Here is a 24,428-nt window from a genome sequence, read left to right as displayed (position 1 = left end):
AAGGAGGTAACTAGGTATGACGGTCAGGTGTTGCTCCAGCCCTTTCGTAGTCGGATGAAGCCATATCCGTTCTATACCGCTTGCTTTAAGTGAAGAACAGACTTAAAAAACTCCCTCACATTATACAATGATCATCCATGCATTCCCAAAAACAATTTCAAAACGCCAATTCTTCTTATTCCAAACCGGGAATAGATTATAGTGAGGTCGCTGCAGTTACAGGGCTTGATTACCAGAAAGCCATCTATACGACAGCTGCTTTTTTGGCTATCAATGTATTTTTTTTGGATTGGCCAATGACGATGCTCGGGATGATAGCCACTACGGTATTGGCTGTACGCTCCTGGAATTATTTTCGGGCTTATTTCGAGAAGACTGATGATGCGTATTCTAATTATGCAGTCTTGGGTATGATAGGCATGCATGTGTTATTCGCCATCATTTATCTGGTGCTCTATGTTACCGATTGGGTAGAAATGCTATACGGAACCAGTGCTGAAGTTATCATTTGTATGGTCACTGGAGATTGCAGCAGGGATAGTTACTCAGGGGAGCTTACAATTTTGCTTTTCTTGATTCAGACCGCGGTTTACGGACCTTTACTAGTATATCTCACGGGAGGAGTCCGGTTGTTGATGGTTCGTCAATCTCTGCCTTTCCCGGTAAAGGGAGTCGCCATTTCTACGATGTTGCTTACTCCGGTACTGTTCCTTCATTATCTGTTGATAGGCCTTTGGGGAGATCCGGATTCAAGCCTTTTCGGAAGGATCGTGCTAATCGCGCCCTATTTTATGCTTTTACATCATTTTTATCAGGTCAGGAAAACTGCTGACTTTGTGCGGGCCGTTCCTCCTGATCCTTCAGATGTGAAAAACTACAATGAGGAGGATTTGATCTAAGGCTCTTAGTGTAGAGATTGATGTGAGTATTGAATAGTAGAAAGCCTTTTCCGAGCAATTGAATTGGCATCTTATCCGGAGTGCCACATCATTGCTTTAGGTCTCTGATCCAAAATGACTGATTGATGTGGGTATTTCCATAAGCCTGCAGTTAGTTGCCTGATGATGGCCGCTCGTGCTGAAGTCCCCTGTACCTAATTCTATTTCAAAAAACAACAAAGAAAAACACATGAAAAACTTTGTCTCACTACTTTTCTTAACCTTCGCTTTTGGCGGGCTTTTTGCTCAGGCGCCCTTCCCGTTTTTTGATAATTTCGACGCAAGCGACCTGAATCCAGATTATTGGACGCCACAACCTAATTTGGATGGTACGGATGGAGTCGTTGACCGTGCAAATGGCATAGGCCTAAATAACACTAGTGGCATCAGGATTGGAAAAAATCAAGATGGTTCTTTCACGACTAGTGCTTTGGATCTTTCTATTGATTTGTCCGGTCAGACGGAAGTGGAGCTATCTTTTTGGATAACCGACCGCGATGACGTAACAGACAACAGTGATGGTATTTATTTTAGTGATGACGGAGGCAACAACTTTTTTAAGGTTCTTGACTTTTTTCCGAGTGAATGGTGTGATGGAACTTATGGACAATATCCTCCAATTGATGTCGATGAGCTGGCGGCAAATAATGGTCTTAGCCTCAATGGTCAATTTGTCATCCGCTTCCAACAGCGAGGAGAAAATGACTTTTCCTTCGGGGGGCTTGGTTCTAATGGCTTTTATATAGACGACGTTCGTGTTTATAATCCAGGTTTAGTATATTATGATTTATCGCAAGGGGCTTTTGAGGATAATTTCGAAAACCCGTTGCTTGATGCTTCCTGGGCATGGAATTTTGCTGATGCTACATCAACTGTAAGTGCAGGCAATGCAGTCACGAGTCCTATGGGAAGAGTTTCTTTAGAGGATGGAGAAGGGGTGGATAACTCTAGAGGGGTAATTATGGGGCGAAGATGCGATGGGGACGGTATTTTTACGACTAATGCATTAGATCTGCATCTAAACCTTAGTGGACAAACAGATGTAGAGTTAACGTTCTGGATAAGAGATATTGGGGATATATCAGATGATGATGATGGTATATACTTCAGTGGCGATGGAGGAGAAAACTTTGTAAAAGTTCTGGATTTGTATCCAAGCGAGTGGTGCAATAATGTTTATGGACAGCACCCCCCAATTGATGTTGATGGTCTGGCAGCAGATGCTGGACTCAATTTGAGCGATCAATTTGTTATTCGTTTTCAGCAACGAGGAGAAAATAATTTCTCTACAGGGGGCTTCGGATCTAGTGGTATTCACCTTGATGATGTACGTGTTTACGATCCCGGTCTTGTATATCACAATCTTTCTCAAGGACCCTTTTTAGATAATTTTGAAAATTCGCTATTTAGAAGCTCTTGGGCATGGAATTTTGCAGATGCTTCCTCAACAATAAGCACAAGTAATGCGATTACTAGCCCGATGGGAGTAGTTGCTATTCAAGATAGTAGAGGAATAAACAATTCAAGGGGTGTAGCGATAGGCAGAAGATGTGATGGCGATGGAATCTTTACAACTAACGCTTTAGATTTACACTTAAATCTTAACAGCCAGACAAATGTGGAGATGACATTTTTCCTGAGAGGAAACAATGAGATCATTGATGATGATGATGGTATTTACTTTAGTAATAATGGAGGAGATTCCTTTTCTAAGGTATTTGATTTCCCCGACCCCTTACAAAACAACTTTGACAGTATTTACCTTTCAGTCTCAGATTTAGCAATAGCTAATAATGTAGTCTTTACTGATGAATTTGTTATTCGTTTCCAGCAGAGAGGAGAAAATAACTTCTCTACAGGGGGGGCAGGATCAGATGGTATTTACATAGACAACGTAAACGTCACAGGCACCACCTCCAACTGCAACCTCTCCCTAACCACCACCGACCTCATCAACGCCGGCTGCAGCGAACCAACCGGAGCAGTGACTATCGTCCCCTCGGGTGGTATCCCGACGTATAGCTACGACCTGAGTGGGCCCACGCCAGGCTCTATCCAAAACGATGGGGCAGGTGTATTTACAGACTTGGCTCCCGGTAGTTACACGGCTGATGTTAGCGACGGAGAGGGGTGTACGGCCTCTATTGACTTTGTGATTGGGAATGATGGGGCTATAACAGCTCCCAGTATAAATACGAATGTTTCTGACCTGACCGTTGATTTCTCTTTTGATACTTCGATCCTAACAGATGTAAACTCCATCTTATGGGATTTTGGAGACGGCACTACCAGTACGGATACGTTGCCTTCGCATACGTATGCGGCAGAAGGGACTTACACCGTTACTTTGACCCTTACTGATTTTGAGTGTGGACCAGGGATAACACAGGGCAGCGTTACCGTTACCGGCGGTGGCACTACTGCCCCTGCCCCTGAGGCGGGCTTTGAGCCCAGTACAACGCTTGGCTGCGCTCCTTTGACTGTAACTTTTGATAATACCTCGGTCAATGCTGTAGCGTATCAGTGGATCATTGACGGGGTGACGCCGAGTTTATATACCACCGAAGATCCGGGGCCCATCACGTTCACTCAGCCTGGCTTCTACACCGTGCGACTGGAGGCAGAAAATGCCGATGGTGTAGAGGACGTTACCGAAGTGACCATCGAAGTGCAGGATATACCGGTAGCGGACTTTGATGCGCAGGTGAACGGCACCACGGTCAGTATTACCAACTTGTCCTATCCGGCAACGACCCTGATCGATCAGGTGTCCTGGGATTTTGGAGATGGGAATACTTCCAGTTCTGTTTCATCGGGCTTTAGCCACGTATACGCGGCTCCGGGTATTTATACGATAACCCTGACCCTGACGAATGAGTGTGGTACCGATGAAATTGCCAAAACAGTCACCGTACAGCCTAATGCCGGGCAGGTTGCGCTCGATGTAGGAGAAAATATGGGCTTCGAAGGGCAGGTGGTGCCCGTGCCGGTCATCCTTTTGGAATATACCGGTACGCTGGCTGCGCTGCAGGGCACTCTAAGGTTTGAAACGGCTGGCGTTGGCGAATTCCAGGGCTTTTCCGGCAACCTGATTAGTGCCGGGAATATCCAATTCAATGATGCCAACGGGCAGTTTTCTGCTTTGGCTCCGGGAGGATTGACGACCTCCGGTGGGGCGGATACGCTCTTTTTCGTGAATGTGCTCCTTTCCGGCAATCCAGGTGATTCCACTGATATTTTTATCGACGACGACCCTAATATTTTTACGCGCCTGGAAGTGACCATTTTTGAGAATGGGGTCATTGGCACAATTGATAACATCCTGCTGATTGACGGGCAGGTCAAGATATTTGAAAGCGCGGATCTGGATGGCCTGATTTATTTCTGGGAAGACTTCAGCCCGGTCAACCTGGTCGATGTCAACCTGGATTTTGCGGGTACACCCGTCGATCCGGATTCCACGCAGACTACCGGGCCGGATGGGACTTACTTTTTCGATAATGTGGATGCCGGTCAGGACGTAGAGATTTACTGCGTCAAGGAAACTAATCCGGTCAATGGGGTGACCACCGGTCCGTTGTTCCTGGTGCAGCAATACACCGTTTTTGGGCCGGGGCCGGTCGGCCAGTATAACTCCCCTTTCCAGATGGTCGCTTCTGATTCGGACTGTAATGAAACGATCAATGCCGCAGATATCATCCGCGTACAGCAGGTCATTGTAGGCAATCCTAATGTTGATCTTTGCAAGTCGTGGACATTCGTACCGGAGTACTATTCTGAACTGACAGACTTTAACATGAATAATCAGGGATTCGTGCTCACCTATCCGGAAGAAGTGAGTGTCGACCAAATTCAGGATGATACGACTTTCAACTTCGTCGGAGTGAAGGTAGGAGACATCCTGGGCAATGCAGACCCTTCCAGCTTGATGGATGATGATCCCATCGAAGTGCGTAACGCAGCAAGTGTCAAACTACAGCTGACGGACCGGGCAGTCCAGGCAGGCGATTTCTTTGAATTGGCATTCACCAGTGCAGATTTTCAAGACATGGGGGGCCTGCAGCTGGCTTTGGAATACGCCGTTGAAGAACTGGAGTTCCACGGGTTTGTGAGTGCCAGTCAGGCAATCCAGCCTCAGTTCTACCACGATGATATGGCAGGTAGCCTGCGAATGTCCTGGGTTGACCCATCCGGCAGTGGCTTATCCCTGAGCGGAGAGACTCCGGTCCTGACCCTGCGTTTTAAGGCATTGAACAGCAATACCACCATCAGCGATCTGCTGTGGATAAATACAAACACCATGCGGGCCGAAGCCACTGATGTGAACCTTGGCCAGTATCAGGTAGAACTGGACTGGGAGGCATTGACCTCGAATGGAGGAGCAGGTCAGCAGGCAGGTTACTATCTATATCAGAATGTGCCCAACCCGGCAAAAGAAGAGACCCGGATCAGGTTCTCCCTGCCTTTTGCACAGCGGGCAACCCTCGACCTGATCGATCCGCTCGGGCGGGTAGTGGCCAGTTACGAGCAGCTCTTCCCACAGGGCTTTAGCGAGTTGAATATCTCAACGCAACAACTACAGTCTGGGCTGTATCAATACCGGCTCCGTACGGAAGCGTACACAGAAGCGAAGACCATGATGGTCGTACGGTAATCCAGTCAGACTAAAACCCATGAGCAGCGCAGGGATTCCTGTGCTGCTCCATTTCTTTTTATATGCGGAGAATTACGATACTTTTCCTCTTTTTGGTAAGCGGTATCGGTGCAGTTGCCGGGCAGGCTGTTCGTTTCGAATTAAAAGACACCCTCCTGATCAGCGGTGCACCAACCGGGATCCCCGTTGAAGTCTACAATTTCGAATTGGTGGTTAGCTTTCAGTTTTCTATAGGGTGGGACTCAACCCTTATCCTGCAGGAGGCTCAGTTCGATCCGGCTTTCGAAAGCGGGCTGGTTGTCAATACCTTCGATAACCACATCAATATTTCGTGGCTGGGCCCGGTTGGAGGGCTTTCCCTTCCGGACGGTGCCATTTTTGCCGATCTCTTTTTCGATACCCGAGGCTGCCCCGGCGACTCGGCAACAGTAGGGCTCACGGAGGAATATATCCCCTGGGAGGTTGGTGTGTTGGAAGACGGGAACCTGAATCTGGTTCCACCGGATACACTGCCGAACCTTACGACCTGGCGGGCACCTCAGATCCTTCCTTTTCAGGATACCTTGATTTGCGAAGGCAACAGTTTGACCGTCACGGCAGCCTGTGAGGGCTGTGTGGAGTTTGCCTGGGGAGGAAACGTGGATGGAGCGAGTATTGAAATTGACACTACGGGTGTCTTCCCGTTGACAGCGATATCCGAAAATGATTGTATTTTTCAGGACTCCCTTTCGGTAAAAGTTGACTCCTTCCAGCTGGAAGTGCTTCGCGACACCATATTGTGCCCGGAGGACAGCATCCAACTGGCCTTGCCCGATACCCTGGTTGCCTATAATTGGTCAACCGGCGAAACAGAAGCCAGCATCACCGCTTTTTCCGGTGGGCTTTACGCAGTCACGGTTACCAACTTAAACGGCTGTACGGCTACAGATGAAGCATCAGTTGAGGCGGAGGACTTACCCATGGGTATTCCCTTCGCGGACCCGCCAACGCTTTGCCCGGAGGATTCCACGCTGCTTACGCTGGATACCGCAAGTGTGGAAATGATACAATGGCTGGATGCCGAGGGCCGGCTGATTGCTATTGATTCCGTTGCAATCCGTGTCAGCCCGGACAGCACACAAACGTTTAGTGTGATTAGCACGAACGGGTGCGGGGCGGATACCGCAGTCGTTGCCATTGAGCTGGTTGAATTTGAAGGCAGTGCCGGGCAGGACACCTGCATTGCGGAAGGCACCTCTTTAGAGCTTGGCGCCACCGGAGGCACTTCCTACCGGTGGATCGAACAGGAGTATCCGGTAAACCCGGCCAACATACCCAATCCGGTAGTACAGCCAGCCGACAGCAGTTGGTTTGTGGTTGAAATCACCGGAGCAGCCGGTTGTGTAATTCTCGATAGCGTTTTTGTGGAAGTCGCTACCAATCCACTTGCTTCCATACGGCCCATCAGCCTGATTACGCCCAATGGGGACGGCATGAACGATCAGCTCTTCTTCCCCAACCTAATGAAGTTCCCCAACAACGAGTTGACAGTTTGGAGCCGCTGGGGGCAGGCTGTCTATCAAAAGTCAGGCTACCAGCAAGATGACGAATTGTGGGAAGGTACGCACAACGGGCGTCCACTGCCCGATGGGGAATATTTTTACCTGCTGGAAGTGAACGGGGAACGCATTCAGCAAACCTTATCAATCATTCGGGAATGAGAATTACAGCAGTCCTATTTTTTTGTGGTACACTTTTCTTAAGCCTGAATGTTGGTGCGCAGCAGTTGCCCTATCACTATGGTATTGATGCCAATGCTTTTGCCTGGAACCCGGCTTTGGCAGGCCGGTTCAATTTTCGGAGCGCAGGTGCCAGCTACAATCAGCCCTGGAGCGGGTTTGAAGACGCCCCGCGGAATATTCAGGTATTTGCAGAGGCCCCGGTCAAACCACTCCGGATGAGTGCCGGATTGGCTGTGGGCAGAGAATTGTCCAATACGTATGACCGTACAGACATCACCGGAGCCGTAAACTATAAACTGCGGTTCGGGCACCGGGGCAAGCGTCAGCTCGCCATTGGCATCTCCGTCCGCTGGGAGCAGATGCAATTGTCCATCGACAATCCGGTAGTAAATGACCCCGGCGATCCGCTCATCGGCTCCGCGCGTCAGGTCTACAGCCGTATGAATGCAGGTGCCGGACTCTTCTTCGCTTCAGACGATGATTACTACGACGAGACCATCTACTTTGCCGGACTGGCAGTGTATCCCGCGATCCCGGGAGGGCTGGGTAATGAACTGCAGCGCTATCGGCCGGAAATCCACGGCAGCTTCATGGCAGGGGGCAGCTTTAAAATGCAGGGCGACTGGTTTTTGGAGCCTGTCCTTTGGGTAGACTACAGCGCACCGCAGCAATTCTACCCACAGCTCTACCTCAAACTGGAACGCGACCGTTACTACTGGGCAAGGCTCCACCTTACGTCAAATAGTGCCGGCATCGGTATTGGCTACATGATCAGCTTTGGGCGGTTCCTGGATCTTAGGATCGGAGCCACTTCCCGGATATGGTTTGGCAGCATAGGCGCCGTCAACCAGCCCGGTTTGGATGGTGAGCTGATTCTTAGGGAGCAGTTGCCGGGGCGGGATGTGTCGTTTTAAGTTTAAAAAACACGAAAATCCACAATCAATAAAACTTTATCAGTATGGAAATGGCAACATGGCTAATCGGAGAGATTACAGGTATTTTTGGATCCGCTATCTGGAATTTTTTCACGAAAGGATTATTCTTCGGGATACTTGGATTTACACTAGGCATCACTTTGGTAATCATTGCAAATAAAAGGAAGGCCTTTCATCGGTCGAACCGGGTATGGACGATTCTTGCAAAGGCACATTTAATCTACATCCCCATCCTCCTTGGTTTACTTTTTGGTGTTTTTGCTTCCGTCTTTAGCATACAAAAAACCACAGATGACTGGATAGCGCAATCAACCGGCACAATAGAGAAATATGCAGTTGGCTATATACCTCATGTAGAGACGATTGGGAAACAGCTTGTAGAAAGCGGTCAACAGACGCAAGAGAATCTATATGCGAAGATTGTAGAGGGTTCAGGCTTTGCAGAAGGCTCATGGGCGCAGCAATTCTACTATTGGTTTAACCGCAACATCATCTCCTTTTTACTTAATAAGTTAGGGTATTCGGATGATGTAACAGGCATTGCCCAAATGGTAGAAGGTGAGAACCTGCAACAGCTCAACGCCGGTTTCTTTGGAGGGATATCTAATAATTTGCGTAACAACCTGGTGGGCAATTATTTTATGACCATTTATTACGGCCTGCTTGTGTTTTTTCTGCCCTTTATTTTGATCCCGGTCGGTGAAGTTGTAATTCATAATTTGAATCGCAGGGCATTTAGTGCAAAATCGACTTCTCCGGGTGATTCAGGAGGTGTGTAATGTGATTTGTTGGTTCAGTACTGCTATTTGTCCGGTTATGATTAGGATGCAGTACAGAAGCATTTCAACTGCTTTTTAACCTGCATATTTCTCATCACAGGAAATGTCCAGGCAAAACCATTCAATACAAAACACAAAACATTGATTTTAAAATATTTAAAATCAACACAAACAAGAAGTTTAAGTCTTCAAAAATGTAGAAAACAAATAATTCGTCCGTGAGCATTAAAAAGACTGTACCTAATTTTGAGTACAACAATGAGGGAAAGATGAGTAAGCCAGAACAACCTGGTCCCGGAAATAAAGAGAACGTCTATTTCACAAAGCGGCAGTTAGCCATCCTCAGATCCTGGGCAGACAGCCCAACGATTGCCAACGCCGCCGAAAGATTGCATATTTCCGAGCATACCGTTCAAACTATACTCAAAAGAATGAGGAAAAAACTAGATGTGTCCCGGACGTTCGATGTTTACAAATATGCAGTCGAAAAAGAATTGCTGTAAAAGCCATTCTTCACCAGGCTGCTGACAGGATATCCACGCTTTACCGCTGCTATTGTAAAGCATTGAGTCGAAGGTCTTATTTTACTCAGTTGTTATTAATGTAATGTGTGTGTGTCGGCTGTAATTTATTATTGCGGTCGACATAATCCTTCTATTGCACTTAAACACGATTTAAACAGATGAATAAATCAAATTTTTCGCTACTCTTCATATTTCATTTTGCTCTAAGTGTGTGGTGTTCCTCTATGGAAGCTCAAGTGCTTTCAGATGTGGGTGATTTCTTTACTGATGAGCCTGAATATTACGAAGAAGACAATTTCGTAATCCAGGCACACATAGGTTTATTTTCTCCATTAAAGATGAAAGAGTGGAGTCAGGAGATAAATAATTTTGGTGTTGAGAGCTCGGTACCAGCAGTAGGCTTAACCTTTGAAAAAAACATCATCGGTAATTTAGGTATTGGCGCCACAGGAGCCTTCCAACAGTGGAGCGTACCTGTATTAGGTTATCACTACAGGTATTATGCCGGAAGCGTTCGGGCAGCTTACCACTTCGCAATTCATGACAGACTTGACCCTTACCTTGGAGCTGCTGCTACTTACCGTAGAATGAGCCTTAGTAGCGGTGACAGTGTCTCAAGCAATGATAGTTTCACCGCGCATCTTTTCTTTGGAATCAGGTATTACCTCGGGAGGTCTTTCGGGCTATTCACTGAGATCGGAAGTGATGCGCTAACTTATACGAAATTTGGGATCAGTTTATATCTACCTTAAAAAACATTAATCCATGTCACGTTATCATTTATTAACGCTTTTGACCCTTATAGCTGTAGTATTTTCGAATTGCTCTGATCCTGAGGAAGAGTACCGCCCCTTGATTCCTACTGTAGAAGGTGTACCTGCAGGAGGTGTAAGCGAAGTTTCTATTGAAAAAGTTAGCGGCGACACCATAGAGCTAAGTATGAACTTGTTCGCAGTTGACCATTTTGGCAAATTCATAGAAGGGTTAGCCCCTAAAAACTTTTCAGTAGAAACTTCCAGCTTCTCCCCTATTGAATTCCAGGTACTGGAAGTCACCGAAACAGTCGACAATTATGTTGGGCCTTTTTCAGCAGCTTTGCTTTTTGACCAGTCTGGGTCAATAAATTCGACTGACCCTCAAAACGATAGGATCACTGCAGGGGTTAGCTTTTCAAGCCTGGTAAACACTGACGAAAGAGCCATGATTGCGGCGTTTTCAAGTGGGGGGAACTATCCATCTCCCTTTGGTACTTTAGTCGATTTCACTAACGACCAGTCATTATTGCAAGCTTCAATTGAATCACTCGCCGGCCGGGCAGGTGGTGGAACACCGCTTTATCAAGCAATTTATAATTTAATTCCAATAGTTGCCAACGAACCTACCAATATGAATCAGGCAATTATTGCATTTACTGATGGGGAGGATACAGATGGTGGCGTGACTATTTCAGAGGTTGTGGACAAGGCCTGCATGGAAGGTATTTCTATTTATACGGTTGGACTGGGAGAAGGTGTCGAACAATCAGAATTATCTGAAATCGCTTTTCGAACCGGAGGCTCGGTCATGTTGGCAGAAGATGCGCTCCAACTTATTTCCATATATAGTTCTTTAGGTGAACTACTCAGAGGCGAAGGGCGGTTTTACAATGTTCGCTTTCGGGCTATTTCCAACTCACCCCTCCAAGTCGGAAATATTGTGAACGGGGAAGTCATATTGAACCTTACAGATACATACTCGCTCCAATTCCCCTTTTCACAACCTCTTACAATTGAAAATGCCGGAGATTTTGACCAGCGGGTACCTAGTTGTAGTTGTATTTGGGATGAGGAAGAAGAAAACCCAATCGCAATCTGGCAGGAAAAAGCAACTACCCTTTCAAGAGAAATCCTTCCAGAACCTAACCCTGAAATAGAGAACCTGAGAGTTACTTGCATGTACGCAGATTTATATCATCAAAACCCAGATCAATTTAAATGGGCAGGTTTGGCAGCCATAGTCTCAGGAAAAATTGGAAATCGAATCTACGACTACGATCCTGAGTTCTGGGAAATCATCGCAGAGCTTGCTGGAAACGGTTTTACCCTGGGTTCATTTCTGGAAATGGAGAGATCCATAATTCAAGGAAACCTGGCCGTATTTAACGATTTGGCATGGATGCACCTAGCCTACTTAGAGGGCGGAATAGATGAATTGGAGAAATTGTTTTGTTACGCTTCACTAAACGAGCCAGAATCCTTTACGCTTGAGGTGTATCGTGCTTGGCTCAAAATTGATAGTAGGCAACCTGAAAACGTGTATGCAGGTAATCTGGATATACTCAAACACGAACAACTAAATATCTTACAAGACATTATCTATTCTCCTCATCCGATATTATGGGATGTGCTGGAGGAGTATGGGGAAGTTGTTTCCCCCGTTCCCGGACATGATGAGGATTTTCCTGGTTCTGACATTGAGAACTTCGATCAGCGCTGGAATTGGCTGGAGAGCAGTATTATGCCTAAGTGGCGCGAGTACGAAGGAAATAGCTCCAACGCATTTGACCTTAGAGAAGAGCATCGAAGTTACTGTAGTAACTGCTGCGATTAAACACAATACTGTTTGTTACTAACGGCCTGTAGCCCTGCTCAGCATACTCAACGCACAGGGACAAGTCTTGTCCAGACAGCAAGTGAGCACGATAGGGGCAGGTGCAGGATACCCGTATCCCGGTGGGCCATCTTCCACCCAGCATCTATTTCTTACGGATAGAATCTTCAACTCAATCTATAACAGGAACTTTTTCAAAATTTTAATCAAAAAACCTTAGTTCTTATGAAAAGCCTTGCACTACCTAAGATTTATTTATTGCTTGCGCTCCTTCCGGTATTGACCTTCGTGGCCTGTGGAGAAGATGATGATCAGACTACTCCGTTCGATAATACCGAATTCAATGGAAGCTATAGTTTTACCTATGATGGGGAAAATTTTGAGTACAATGGCTATGGGGGAATTACAGAGGTCGACACTATGATCACCTTTGAAAATCCCGATACAGGCGAATCCTATTCCTTTGAGTATGAAATTTTTGCTGTAGCAGTTGCCGAATCAACTCCTGAAGGGGTGGAACCTCCAAGATCACGCGGGCTTGTCATTCAATTTGTAAACTATTCCGGCACAGGGGAATATGATGTGACAACCGAAATACTAAGCTCTTTAGAAACAGGAGTCTACTCAATAAGCTTTATCGATTTTATTTCAGAAGAATCAGAAAGAAAAAATATTCTTACAATCTCTGATAATATTAACCCTGACGGTAATAACTATGTCAACGTCACCACGGACAACAACAACCGCTTTGAAGCCGAATTTAGAGTCGTTTTGGAAACGGGCGAGGTGATGGAGGGCTCTATGCAATTTGAAAAATAGCTCCTTAGTACCTTTTTACACCTATTACAATGTGTATTAAGTTAGTGAGTATTTTGAACGAGGGTATTTTTGCCTCAATCAAGGCGCTGCGGAGCCTCGTAGCCTAAGCTACGAAGGCGAGCACGCAACGAAGAGTGAGGGAAAAAGAGCCCTTCAAAATGGTTAAAAATTTATTACACAGTGATTTAAACGCGCAAAGCAGTACAAGCCAGTATACATTTAAGTCACAATTAAGTTGACCTTACGGTATCGTGGAGTCCAGCAACCACTGTTAAAAACGGGGCGAAACCGAAAAGCCATACGAGTAGGGAAAATCATAATCAAATAAGATTCTAAACATGAAACTTAAAATCTTTTTTATTCTGCCTCTAAGTATTTTCCTGTTTTCTTCAAGTGCAGTTGCACAAGATTATCTCTCAATTGGTCTCGATGCATCTACGCTTATTGGCGAGTTGAATGAGTTCTACGGTAATCCCGTAGGTGCCAATGTTCAATACGAGAAGGAAATCTCAGAATCATTTACCGGGTTAGTACAATCAGGATTTACTTATGTACCTAATGACCTAATTATTGACGCTTTAATTTTCATGATCCCTGCAAGAGTCGGAGTAAAGTACTTCTTTACAGATAAGTTCTATGCCCAAGGTGCTATTGGCGCTCATTATGTAAATGCGGTTACAACTTTTGGAACCGGTAATGGTACTTTTTTCAGTTTTGGGCTTAGTGGGGGCATTCAGCTGGGACCAATAGACATCGGACCGGTTCTTAATCTGGTTGATAATAGCTGGTCACATGTAGGTTTGCGATTAGCTTACAGAATGGAACGGTAAAAATTTACGCTGTCGCTTTATGTAATTTGAAAAACAGCCCATAAAACAATGTAAAAAGGGAAATGCTTCTTACTATTGTAAGCGGTATTTCCCTAATTTCATCTATACTGATAACAAACACCATGCTTACCCTTCTCTACCGAAAGTCTAAAGTCTTGTTTTTGATCTGTTTTTCATTTCTAAGCTTATCACTACAAGCTCAGGAGACCTTATCCTTCACTGTCCTTAATGGTACTGAAATAAGGTGCTATCCAGATAGTGTAGTTCAAATTGAAATATCTCCAAATTCCGACTTTAACTTCTCTGTTATTGCTGTAGATTGGGGAGACGGTACAAATGAACTAATCCAGCCAGGAGAGTCATTGACCTTGGAACATGAATTTCCAATTGCTCAGTTCCTCGAAGAATGCTCCTATGAGACTTGTGGAACACAGGGTGGGTTTTGCTTTCAGGTCACCATAGATGCAGCTTATGGCGGAGCCACCCCAGAGGAAAACATCTCCAAAAGGATAACCTTTAAATTCCCACCCCGCCCCGCGTTCACACCTGATGAAAGTTATATCTGCCCGGGCACAGCATTCACCCTGAATAACTTAACTTGCCCGGACAACGACCCCAATATGACTTATTCCTGGGCTTTCCCGGATGGGTCTACCTCTACTGAAGCTGAACCAACTTACGAATTCGACGCACCCGGCAGTTACCCTATTTCTCTTACAGCCTCAAACGAGTGTGGTACGGTTACGTCAACTCAAGACATCGAGGTAAACGAGCTGGCCTCGGCTAATATCACCCCCGACCTGGGCTTTGAGGAAATAAACGGAGACTCCCTGCTCGTTTGCTTAACGGATGGCGGAAACGTTAGCCTGACCTCGGAAGGCTCCTCAAATGTGAATTCCTATGAATGGACTTTTTCACCAAATAACGGATTCACGCTCTTGGATGAAGTATCTAATGACTCTATGTCTTTAGTATTCAATTCAGACATGGATGCTTTCTACGAAATCATGCTCACGGTGGATAATCCTTGCATGATACCCTCTACTGCTACAACGGTGGTTGAAGTAGTATCTGCCCTGGCATTAAATCTCATGCCGCAAGCTGATTCCTGCCTGACGATGACTTACGCCCCCTCCCCTCTCCTTCCGGATGTTCGCTATGACTTAAACGGTACGATCTACGAAAGCGATGATTTCCCCATCACGCTGGGAGAAAATACGGAGCCCTATATACTGGAGGCCACTGCTTTCAGCCGTTGTGACACCGCAATACTCCGGGATACTTTCTTTGTTTTTGGCGAGTTTGATCCCGCTATTACCCTACCGGCTGAAGACCTGACGGTTTGCCGGGACACCAATCTGCTTTTGTTGGAGACAGATGGTCAGGGAATGAATTGGTCAGTCGATAATGGGTCTGGCCTGATTGAGCAGGATGGACAAGTTTTTTTCAATCAGGATCAGGATGATGACGTTTATGTCGTGACCTTTTCACAGGGCTTTGGTGCCTGTGAGGGCATCGCTACCCGCACCATTACCATCCAATCTCCCGATGTTAGCCTTGATGGACCATGGTCCGTTTGTGAAGAGGGTTCCCCCATACAGCTAACAGCAACACAAGAGGGGGGTACCTGGGGTGGTGAGGGCATCACGGGCATGGATGGGACTTTCTCGCCGGAAAACCTTTTACCGGGAACTACTTACGATGTCTTCTATACTTTCGACGACAGCGGAAATACAGGATGCACCACCACGGTTTCCAGCTCAGTAGCAGTGGTCGCTTTACCCACTATAAGCGATTTACCCGATCAATTATCGGTTTGTCAGGTTGATGACATACTGCCCTTGCCTGATCTTACAGGCGTGTCTTTTTCCTCTGATGACGGCACTGCCACGTGGAGTGGCACGGGTGTAATTAATGAGGTTCTTGGTACCTATAACCCCACCGGTGTTTCTACTGATACAGACACCATAACTCTACAGTATGAGATTGATCCGGGCTGTGCAGTTGCGGACACCATTATTCTTTCTATTGATAGCCTTACGCTTGCCGTTGCCGAAGAAGACTTCGTGTTTTGTGATAGCGAGCCGTTTCTGCAACTGTCAGCTGAACCACCCGGACAGGGTTCATGGTCAGGTACCGGGGTCGACCCACAGACAGGAGTCGTGGACCTGTCACAAGTAACAGCCGGGCAAACCTATCCTTATATTTACACAGTAAATGAATCCATTCCCTCCTGCACAACCGAGGATACCCTAAATGTAACAATTGCCAGTGGCGAAGGAGTAAGCCTCCCCTTCAATGAAGTATACCTCTGCGACACTGCCACTTTTCTGGTGTTGCCGGCAGGTACACCTTCGACTGGGGAGTGGATGGGTATGGGCGTAAGTGGGGATACGCTATTTTTAAATGGGGTACAACCTGATACTTTTGCCCTTTCCTTTAGTCTTGAAGATTTACCGGAAGCCTGCAATAGTGCAGATTTAGAAGTCTTTTTCAGCCCTCGCCCATCGGTGGAAATCCTAAGCGACAGTACGGCCTGTGAAAATACGGACTGTCTGCAGTTTGCCGTAAATGCACAAAGCAGTGCGGAAGCCTTTGAATGGGACTTTGGGGATGGCAACACAAATAACGATGAATCGCCTTGCCATATTTACACAGAGACAGGACTATATACCGTATCACTCACCGGCTTCCTGGTCAATCCTAATACGAACCAACGCTATTGTGCCTCTTTGCCCGGCAACACAGAAGTTGATATTCTGGGCGCCTTACCCGCTATGAGCATCCTGCCATCCAGCACCAGTGAATGCCCTGACTTCCTGGTCAGCCTTGCGCCTTCTGAAGTTGACGACCGGTTCACTTATTCCTGGTCAGTCCACAATATAGTGGACAGCACGGCAACCACATTGGAGGAGGTGCTGCTCCCGGCTACAACGGAAGATACGACCTACATCGCCACCCTGACCACCAGTAACGGTTGCGATACCCAAACGGATTCCTTAGAGCTCATTGCAAGAGCTCCTTTCCAGGCAGGAGTAGGTACTGACTTTGATACGCCCTGCAGCGGGGAAACCGTAAGCTTTTATAACCTCTCCACCGGGACTGCTTCCAGCCCTACTGAGTGGCTGTTCTCCAATGGGCAAACGTATACAGGTACTGAACCACCTCCTTTTCAAGTATTTACAGATACCTTACCCTCTGTTTTAGGGGTAACTATCATTGGCAGTAACGCTTGTAACAGTGATACAGCCACCTATGAAATCGAGATTCAGCCCACAGATGTAAGGGCCCGGATGAATTACAGTGCCGAAACCCTCTGTGCAGGTGCCAGTCTGGAGCTGACCAATATTTCAACCCCCGGAGCTCCCATTTCCTGGGTCACGAGCGACGGCAGCAGCTACCTTTCTCAATCTGTCAGCCATATTTTTAGTGAACCCAATGATTCAGCATGGGTAACGATCTATGCTGAGGGTTGCGGTTTCGATAGCCTGAGGTATTATTTTGAAGTTCAGCCACGACCGGAGTTAGGTCTTGACTTCGACCCAATAGGTTGTGCCAATGAACCTTTACCTTTTAGTGTTACGGGCAATGCAGAAGAGCAGACGCTGTTTTACGGTACGGGAGACAGCACTTTGCTAAGCAATAGCGAATATTTGTACATTGCCCCCGGGAGTTACCCCATAACCGTCTTCGGGCGTTCCCTGGAAGGCTGCCGTGATTCGATAAGTGCAATGATTGAAATAGCCCCTTTACCCATTCCCCTGGCCGCACCTATTGATTCTGTCTGTTCCGGGGAGGTTTTCGTCCTGAACAGTCAAAGCACCGGAGCCTCGTCCTGCTTGTGGAAGATGGCAGATGGTGGCAACCGGGATCAGTGTGAATCCAATTATAACTTTTCCACTCCGGGGCTTAAGTCCAATATGCTGGTTGTCACCTCCAACGCAGGCTGTATGGATAGTTTAGCATTCCCGGTCTTCGTCCGGCCTACGCCTATTGCCCAGTTTGATTATATAGGCAGTGGCGAGTGTTCTCCGGCTTTCGTCCAATTCAACAGTATCGATGAGCCATTCCTTCCGGATAGTTGGGTTTGGAATTTTGGTGATGGCTCCTCTTCTGATCTACCAGACCCAGGGTATACCTACCAATTTGGTGGAAGCTACGATGTTAGCCTCCTGGTGAGTATTGGAGGCATCTGCTTTGATTCCATACAACAACCTGTTTTTGTGGCAGGTACTCCAAGATTTGACACCCTGACGATTGACGAAAGATGCCTGCTCAGTGACGCTTTCGTGTTGGAGGTTGCTACCGATTCCTCAAATGAGGTTATGGTTACCGGTGAGAACTATTTCCAGGCAGGTATCAACCGTTTTGAAATTATTGAGCCGGGAAACTACACACTGGATGTTTTAAGCCAGGATGGCTGCGATACAACTTTACAATTCCGGGTGCCTCCTGTTTTCCCACTTCAGGCTACACTAATGCCTGATACAGCAATACTTTTTGGTCAGAGTGTCCGCATAGTAAGCCAGGTAAATGCTTCGAATTTAGATTTTGAGTGGTCGCCTACCGACTATTTAGAGGACACTATTACGCTACAGCCTCTTGCCATGCCTCACGAAACCACCACCTATGTGCTTGCTGTCAATAATGAGCTTTGTGAAGCGTCAGATACCATAACCATAAATGTGGATGAAGAAATACGGGTCTATTTCCCGAATGCCTTTAGCCCAAATGGCGATGGAGTAAATGACCGTTACCGGTTCTTCCCGGTTTTAGGCGTTGAAGGGGTCATTTCCTTCCAAATTTTTGATCGATGGGGGAAAATGGTTTACGAATCCGAAGACACAGAGCGTACTATTGAGGCTGGACAGGTAACAACATGGGATGGCACATTTAGGGGAGAAGTAATGAATCCGAATGTTTTTACATATCAAGCTATACTTGAGTTGGTGAATGGCGAACAAAAGCTATTTTTTGGCGATATTCACCTAACAAAATAGAACACTTTCGCCCGTTCTTCCCAAATCAACTCGATAGAGTTGAAGTTATGAATATTGGGCAATAACTAAACTATTATCAGCCTATGATTTGCTTTAAGTACAATTTAAATAGAATGAACCCTATTAAAGCAATTGCCATTTCAGCGTTCTTCTGTTTGAGTATTCAAATTGCTAATGCTCAGGATAAAACCCCAAACCTAGACAGCCTCACCCAAGCCCTAAACACCGCCATCACCGCAGTAGAAACCGCCAAGGAAGTCTATCAGCAAAACTTTGAGGCCGATGCCAGCCGGCCCTGGGCGATCAATCTCACTATCGTGGAAACCGACCGCAAAGCCAGGGAAACCACTTATCGCTATGCCTTTAACCTCGGCGACCTGGATCGCTACACCATAAGCATAGAGGACAGTAAGAAGGAACTGACCCTGGAGGTGAAAACCAAAAACAAGAAAGACCTCATCAAATACTACGAGGAAGGAGAATTTGATGGGTACACCGATGAAATAAAAATCTGGGCAACGGATATTGATGAAGCCCGGGCTATTGAAAAACTGATGGATGCTGCCATCCCCCCCGCTGAAATCGCCTGGTCCGCTCAGTATAGAGTGGAAGCCATTGATACCGATCTCCGGAAGTGGTTGGTGAGCAACATTAAAGAAACCACTGTTGAAGAAGATGAAGCCATCCGTCAGGCTGCGGAATTTGATGAAAACAGAAAGGATCAAATCCTAATCCACCAAAAGTCGAGCAAGGACGCCACTTCCACCGCCATGCAATTTAGCCTTGCGGACCTTGACCCTACGTCCCTGCAGTTTGAAATCAAGAATGAGGCCCTGTTTGTGGAGGGACAAACCCGGAAAAAAACCGATTACATCGAGTACTATGAAAATGATGTGCTCGACGATATGAAAGACGAATTCCGCGTTTACGTCCCGGATGTAGACCTGGGCAGGCAAATGGCTTCGGTTTTGGATACCCTTATCCGATTTGGCAGGCAGGAAGTGGAAAATCGCCTACCCGTACCTGCTGATTACGACGATGCTGTCGCCCTTTTTGAAAGCGCATTGAACAGCTTTCCTGCGGGGCAACCAAAGTAACTCAGGAGATCAAAATAGGCTCCACGACAGATTACACCCTCACGGAGCAGGAAGAAGCGGATGCCGAAAAGCGGGCCTACCGCTTTGATTTTGGGGATTTAGACCCCGCTGAAATTGAGATTGATGTGGATAAAACGGCTATTGCCGTGGAAGTCAAAGTCAAGGGCAACAACAAGTTTATTCAGGTATTTGAGAACGAGGAACCAGACGATTTTGACTCCGACCTCCGGTTCCGGGCTTCTGATGTAGAGAATGCCCGGCAGCTGCAGGCACTGCTCACCTACCTGGCTAAAGAGACGGCAGTACGCCCCGTTCCGGTCAAAGACTGGGCATGGCTAAAGGCAGCTGTAGTCGAAGGGGCGCCCAAAATGCTGGAGCAAAAACTAGCCCTGCAGGCTGGTGCAGACAAAGACCCCTGCAAAATCACCTTCACAAGAATAGACACTGAAAAGGGGAAAGAAGAAATCTTTGAATTCAACCTTTACGATATCAACGGGGAAAAGGCAGATATCGACATCTCCGGCAGCGAAGTGGGGCTGGAACTGGAAACCATCGGAAAAGAGGACATCATCAAATACTACGAAGATGGGGACCCGGGCTTTAAGGATGACTTCACTATCCTGTTTTCAGATCTTGAATCGACTAAAATTGCGCGGGCAACCCTTAAAAGTATACTGGAGACTTGCCGGTCGGAGGATTAATACGCTGTATTTTGATCCTGACCGGAAACAGGCCTTTTACAGTCTGCAAAGAACCCGGAAGCCAAATACCATTACAGCGCCCGGTACTGAGCTACCTTCATCAAAGCGCTGTTACCATGGCACGACTGTTTTACCTGTTACTGGCCTTAATTCCGGGTCTGCTTACCGCTCAATCCTTTCAGGATACGCTCCTGATCGATGAAAACTTTGCGGACACCTCCGCCTTCACCGATCTTTCCCGCCTCTTGGTTTGGGGCGACAATACCGAAGTGGAAAGCGGTTTTCAATACGATTCCATCGAGGATAGCCGGGGGCTGATCTACCAGGCCATACACATGACGCCCAAAGCCATGGAATATGCCGGGTATCAACCCAATACCATCCGGGCATCGCAGGCGGTGGATTTTCGGTTTCCCACACCCATCTCCCGGGAAGCAGACACCCTTATCGTGGAATTCGATGCCCTTTGGGATGCACTGAACAGCCCCGGCTGGGGCGAGTCCGGGCGGATAGTGGTGACGCTTTTGCATGATTATCCCGAAAACGGTATTCCGTTTGGCGCCATTGACGATCTGTCTGCGGAAGCCCCGTTTGGGCGGCCTGCCTACAATATGCGCCTCCGCAATACCGAGAACACCGGCGCTTTCCAGTCTGGCGGACTGATGCTCTACGGTGGCGGTGAAGAGTTGGAAGGTGAAATTGAGCAGGCTTTTGGGTACTGGCTGCCTGGTTTTTCCAGCGAGGCCGGCGGGGGCACGCCCGGGCAGGGCGATCCTTATCCCCTGAGCCCCACCCAAAAGAATGAAGGCCTGGCACTGGCCTCCACCACCCACTGGAAGCATTACATCTGGGTCATTGCCCCCAACCGCCTGTCCTTCTACCAGAGAGATGCGCTGGCGCCCGAAACCGATAATGAGCTGGTGATGTTTATGGAAACACCCCGTTCCGATCAGTTTGAGGGGCTCATCGTCGAACAACTAAACGAAGCGCATGGCACAAATATTAATGAACCGCCTGCCTTGTACCACTGGTTTGAACAGGTTGAAGCGCTTCGCCTCTATTTCCGGGGGGTGGACCAGGCCTACCTGGCCAATCTGGAAGTACATCACCGGTATGAGGGCGAGCCTGTGGCTGTCCATTCGCCCGATCAGCCTCTGCCTCTGAAGGTTTTTCCAAATCCGGCAACTTCCGTACTTTACGTAGAGCAGCCCCATCCCGGTACAGCTGCTGTACCTTTGCAGTTATTCAATAATTTTGGGCAGGTGATACACCAGGTGCAACTACAGCAACCGGTGCAACGAATAGACATCGGGCATTTGCCACCCGGCATTTACTACCTGCGGGCTGCCTACGGGCCACAGCAAATACAGAAAATCATCATTCAATAATTTCGGGAAATGCGCTTGTTACTTTTACCCTTCTGCTTCTTATTTTGTACCACGATCACCCTGCAAGCCCAGGAATTAGTCCCCCGCGGGGGCGAGTACTTCTGCCGTGATGCCGAAGACTGGTACAACCGTAAAGCCATTACGACCTACCTCCGGCATATCTACGTAGGAGAACCAGAGAAGGTTTTACCGCTGGCGGATGCCCGGGAGGGCGATGTGGAAGCCGACTTTGTCAGGGCCCTGGCCTACGTCTACATTGGTGAGACCGAAAAGTCACTGGGCTATGTCAAAGCTTCTCTGGAAAAGGAAATGCCGTTTGGCCGCTATCTGGCTGGGCCTGCGAAGTTGATGCAACCGCTGGTGGAGCTACCGGGCTTCAAGGCTTTGGCCGAAAAGTACCCCACGCCACTGGTGCACGGGCCCATGGTCGGTAAAGTCACCGGCAATAGTGCTACGTTTTGGTGCCGGACAGACCAGCCCCGGAAAGTGCAGGTGGAAGTGAGCCGGGACAAATCCTTCCGGAAAGTCAAATCGGCTACCGGGCGTACCCAATCCGCAGACGGGCACACGGCTGAGCTGACTGTCAAAGGGCTGAAGCCCGGGCTGAGCTATTTCTACCGGCTCTCCGTAGATGGAGAACCCACCGAAGGCACCTATCAGTTTACCACCCACCCTAAGGCTGGAAAGCCGGGGCAATTTTCTGTGGTTTTCGGAGGTGGAGCCGCGTACATCCCCTGGCAGCATTACATGTGGAGCACCATTCAGTCGCACCGCCCCGATGCGCTTTTCATGCTGGGCGATAATGTGTACATCGACTACCCGGAGCAGCCCTATTTACAGCAGTACTGTTACCACCGCCGGCAGTCGGAACCCCACTGGAGAAAGCTGGTAGCCCAAACCCCTACCTATGCCATTTGGGATGACCATGACTTTGGAGACAACGATGAGTACGGTACGCCCGATCCTGATTCCCCAGCCTGGAAACGGCCAGTACTTGACCTCTTCAAACGGCAGTGGGTAGACCCCGGCTACGGAGATGAAACGGGCAAGCCTGGCGTGTTCTTTAAGCATTCAATCGCCGATGTGGACTTCTTCTTCCTGGACTGCCGCTACTACCGCCAACCCAGCGAGGTGGGCGCGGTGCACGAAGAACCGCTAAGCATGCTGGGCGAGGCGCAGAAAGCCTGGCTGAAATCCGTCCTCCTGGAATCTGATGCTAAGGTAAAGGTCCTGATCTCATCTGTACCCTGGGCCTTTGATGCCAAGCCTGCATTGGAAGGCCGCATCGACACCTGGGGTGGTTACAAAGCGGAACGTAACGAGATTTTTGACTTCCTGACGGAAAACAACATCAAGGGCGTTTTTCTCCTTTCTGCTGACCGCCACCGCTCCGATATTTGGAAGATCGACCGGCCGAATGATTATCCGCTGTATGAATTTGAGAGCTCTAAGCTGACCAATATGCATACGCACAAAATCATGCCGGGCAGCGAATACGGCTACAACGAAAAGTGCTCCTTTGGACAGCTCCTTTTTGATACTACCGGAGATATTCCTGAGGTCACTTACCGCATCATCAATATTGATAATGTGGTGGTGAATGAATTTACCTGGCGGGCAAATGATCAGTAAGGAGTGTACCTCACATAATCAATGTAGTACCGCTGAGGAAAGATCGTCGTATCAATCCCCTGCCGGCCGCCCCAGTTGCCGCCGATGGCCAGATTGAGCTTCAATGCCTGCGGGCGGTCAAAGGGCCAGCGCTGAAAGTCGGCTTCTACATCCCGCTCAAAGGAGAAATAATGGGTGGAATCGACGTAAAAGTCAATCCGCTCCGGCGTCCAGTCGATGGCATAAACATGGAAGGCCGTTGAGGCATCCTCAATCCGGATGGAATCGCCCTTGTTGGTACCCGCCACCCAGTTGTAAGCGCCGGTGTGGACGTTGGCGTAGATCATCCCCGGATTGTAACCTACAAATTCCATGATGTCGATCTCCCCACGGTCGGGCCAGGGGATGTCTTCACCCATCTTATTGCCCAATGTCCAGATGGCAGGCCATACCCCGCGCCCGGCGGGCAGCTTGGCACGGACTTCCATGCGGCCGTAGAGGAATTCGCGCTTGCCGGCTGTATGCAGAGAGGCAGAGGTGTATTCAGCGGTTCCCCACTGTTCCTGCCACCGGTCGCTATCGGGATTATGGCGGGCATTGGGGAAGGGCTCGCGGCGGGCTTCAAGCACCAGGCAACCCTCTTCAATGTAGGCGTTTTCCGGGCGGTTGGTGTAGTACTGCCCCTCGTGATTGCGGATGAAGCCTTCTTCAAAACTCCAGAGGGTAGTATCAATAGCCGGTCGGTCAAACTCGTCACTCCAGCCTTTCATGGCAGATGGATCGGGTAGCCCGACCGATTGGGCCATCAGGAAAAACAATAGGGGCAAAATGGAGGTGCTCAT

Annotated in this window: 16 protein-coding genes; 15 read left to right on the top strand and 1 reads right to left on the bottom strand. The window is 48.0% G+C overall.

Annotated features, from left to right (window positions below; genetic code table 11):
• Positions 1-137: 137 nt before the first annotated feature.
• The 15 genes from ACO08I_RS00765 (at position 138) to ACO08I_RS00695 (ending at position 23,607) form a co-directional block, all read left to right on the top strand.
• Complete coding sequence (locus tag ACO08I_RS00765; protein WP_421948182.1) at positions 138-899, top strand: hypothetical protein; 762 nt, start codon at positions 138-140, stop codon at positions 897-899.
• 229 nt (positions 900-1,128) lie between these two features.
• Entirely contained in the window at positions 1,129-5,592 is a 4,464-nt protein-coding gene (locus tag ACO08I_RS00760; RefSeq protein WP_421948181.1) for a PKD domain-containing protein, read from the top strand.
• 62 nt (positions 5,593-5,654) lie between these two features.
• Positions 5,655-7,292 (top strand): gliding motility-associated C-terminal domain-containing protein, encoded by a 1,638-nt coding sequence (locus ACO08I_RS00755; protein ID WP_421948180.1) that lies wholly within the window; start codon positions 5,655-5,657, stop codon positions 7,290-7,292.
• Positions 7,289-8,227: a type IX secretion system membrane protein PorP/SprF gene (locus ACO08I_RS00750; protein WP_421948179.1), complete on the top strand. Its 939-nt coding sequence runs from the start codon at positions 7,289-7,291 to the stop codon at positions 8,225-8,227. Before ACO08I_RS00755 ends, ACO08I_RS00750 begins: the two co-directional genes overlap by 4 nt.
• Positions 8,228-8,271: 44 nt before the next feature.
• Positions 8,272-9,027: a hypothetical protein gene (locus ACO08I_RS00745; RefSeq protein ID WP_282777322.1), complete on the top strand. Its 756-nt coding sequence runs from the start codon at positions 8,272-8,274 to the stop codon at positions 9,025-9,027.
• A gap of 218 nt (positions 9,028-9,245) precedes the next feature.
• Positions 9,246-9,530, top strand: coding sequence for a helix-turn-helix transcriptional regulator (locus tag ACO08I_RS00740; protein WP_282777320.1), 285 nt, complete (start codon positions 9,246-9,248; stop codon positions 9,528-9,530).
• Between the two features lie 179 nt (positions 9,531-9,709).
• On the top strand, positions 9,710-10,303 hold the full coding sequence (locus ACO08I_RS00735) for a hypothetical protein (protein WP_282777318.1): 594 nt from the start codon (positions 9,710-9,712) through the stop codon (positions 10,301-10,303).
• Positions 10,304-10,316: 13 nt separating this feature from the next.
• Complete coding sequence (locus ACO08I_RS00730) at positions 10,317-12,140, top strand: vWA domain-containing protein (protein ID WP_282777316.1); 1,824 nt, start codon at positions 10,317-10,319, stop codon at positions 12,138-12,140.
• A gap of 225 nt (positions 12,141-12,365) precedes the next feature.
• Positions 12,366-12,959, top strand: a complete 594-nt coding sequence (locus ACO08I_RS00725; RefSeq protein ID WP_282777314.1) for a hypothetical protein — start codon at positions 12,366-12,368, stop codon at positions 12,957-12,959.
• A 338-nt stretch (positions 12,960-13,297) separates the two neighbouring features.
• Entirely contained in the window at positions 13,298-13,789 is a 492-nt protein-coding gene (locus ACO08I_RS00720) for a hypothetical protein (protein ID WP_421948178.1), read from the top strand.
• Between the two features lie 362 nt (positions 13,790-14,151).
• Entirely contained in the window at positions 14,152-18,789 is a 4,638-nt protein-coding gene (locus ACO08I_RS00715; RefSeq protein ID WP_421948177.1) for a PKD domain-containing protein, read from the top strand.
• 113 nt (positions 18,790-18,902) lie between these two features.
• Positions 18,903-19,886, top strand: a complete 984-nt coding sequence (locus tag ACO08I_RS00710) for a hypothetical protein (protein WP_282773855.1) — start codon at positions 18,903-18,905, stop codon at positions 19,884-19,886.
• Between the two features lie 125 nt (positions 19,887-20,011).
• Positions 20,012-20,587, top strand: coding sequence for a hypothetical protein (locus tag ACO08I_RS00705; protein WP_282773857.1), 576 nt, complete (start codon positions 20,012-20,014; stop codon positions 20,585-20,587).
• A gap of 116 nt (positions 20,588-20,703) precedes the next feature.
• Positions 20,704-21,975, top strand: coding sequence for a T9SS type A sorting domain-containing protein (locus ACO08I_RS00700; RefSeq protein WP_421948176.1), 1,272 nt, complete (start codon positions 20,704-20,706; stop codon positions 21,973-21,975).
• A 9-nt stretch (positions 21,976-21,984) separates the two neighbouring features.
• Positions 21,985-23,607 (top strand): alkaline phosphatase D family protein, encoded by a 1,623-nt coding sequence (locus ACO08I_RS00695; RefSeq protein ID WP_421948175.1) that lies wholly within the window; start codon positions 21,985-21,987, stop codon positions 23,605-23,607.
• On the opposite strand, the gene ACO08I_RS00690 is transcribed toward ACO08I_RS00695, so the two are convergent.
• Positions 23,601-24,428 carry a glycoside hydrolase family 16 protein gene (locus ACO08I_RS00690; RefSeq protein ID WP_421948174.1) on the bottom strand — a complete coding sequence of 276 codons (828 nt, stop codon included), beginning with the start codon at positions 24,426-24,428 and terminating at the stop codon, positions 23,601-23,603. The genes ACO08I_RS00695 and ACO08I_RS00690 overlap by 7 nt on opposite strands.

The organism is Phaeodactylibacter xiamenensis, assembly GCF_965229835.1.
Taxonomy (GTDB): domain Bacteria; phylum Bacteroidota; class Bacteroidia; order Chitinophagales; family Saprospiraceae; genus Phaeodactylibacter; species Phaeodactylibacter xiamenensis.
This window is presented reverse-complemented; position numbering and strand designations above follow the sequence as displayed.

Coding starts and splice junctions, on each gene's coding strand:
- ACO08I_RS00730 (WP_282777316.1), top strand. CDS start 10,317: ATGTCACGTTATCATTTATTAACGCTTTTGACCCTTATAGCTGTAGTA.
- ACO08I_RS00750 (WP_421948179.1), top strand. CDS start 7,289: ATGAGAATTACAGCAGTCCTATTTTTTTGTGGTACACTTTTCTTAAGC.
- ACO08I_RS00690 (WP_421948174.1), bottom strand. CDS start 24,428: ATGAGCACCTCCATTTTGCCCCTATTGTTTTTCCTGATGGCCCAATCG.
- ACO08I_RS00720 (WP_421948178.1), top strand. CDS start 13,298: ATGAAACTTAAAATCTTTTTTATTCTGCCTCTAAGTATTTTCCTGTTT.
- ACO08I_RS00725 (WP_282777314.1), top strand. CDS start 12,366: ATGAAAAGCCTTGCACTACCTAAGATTTATTTATTGCTTGCGCTCCTT.
- ACO08I_RS00755 (WP_421948180.1), top strand. CDS start 5,655: ATGCGGAGAATTACGATACTTTTCCTCTTTTTGGTAAGCGGTATCGGT.
- ACO08I_RS00700 (WP_421948176.1), top strand. CDS start 20,704: ATGGCACGACTGTTTTACCTGTTACTGGCCTTAATTCCGGGTCTGCTT.
- ACO08I_RS00765 (WP_421948182.1), top strand. CDS start 138: ATGCATTCCCAAAAACAATTTCAAAACGCCAATTCTTCTTATTCCAAA.
- ACO08I_RS00710 (WP_282773855.1), top strand. CDS start 18,903: ATGAACCCTATTAAAGCAATTGCCATTTCAGCGTTCTTCTGTTTGAGT.
- ACO08I_RS00760 (WP_421948181.1), top strand. CDS start 1,129: ATGAAAAACTTTGTCTCACTACTTTTCTTAACCTTCGCTTTTGGCGGG.
- ACO08I_RS00745 (WP_282777322.1), top strand. CDS start 8,272: ATGGAAATGGCAACATGGCTAATCGGAGAGATTACAGGTATTTTTGGA.
- ACO08I_RS00735 (WP_282777318.1), top strand. CDS start 9,710: ATGAATAAATCAAATTTTTCGCTACTCTTCATATTTCATTTTGCTCTA.
- ACO08I_RS00695 (WP_421948175.1), top strand. CDS start 21,985: ATGCGCTTGTTACTTTTACCCTTCTGCTTCTTATTTTGTACCACGATC.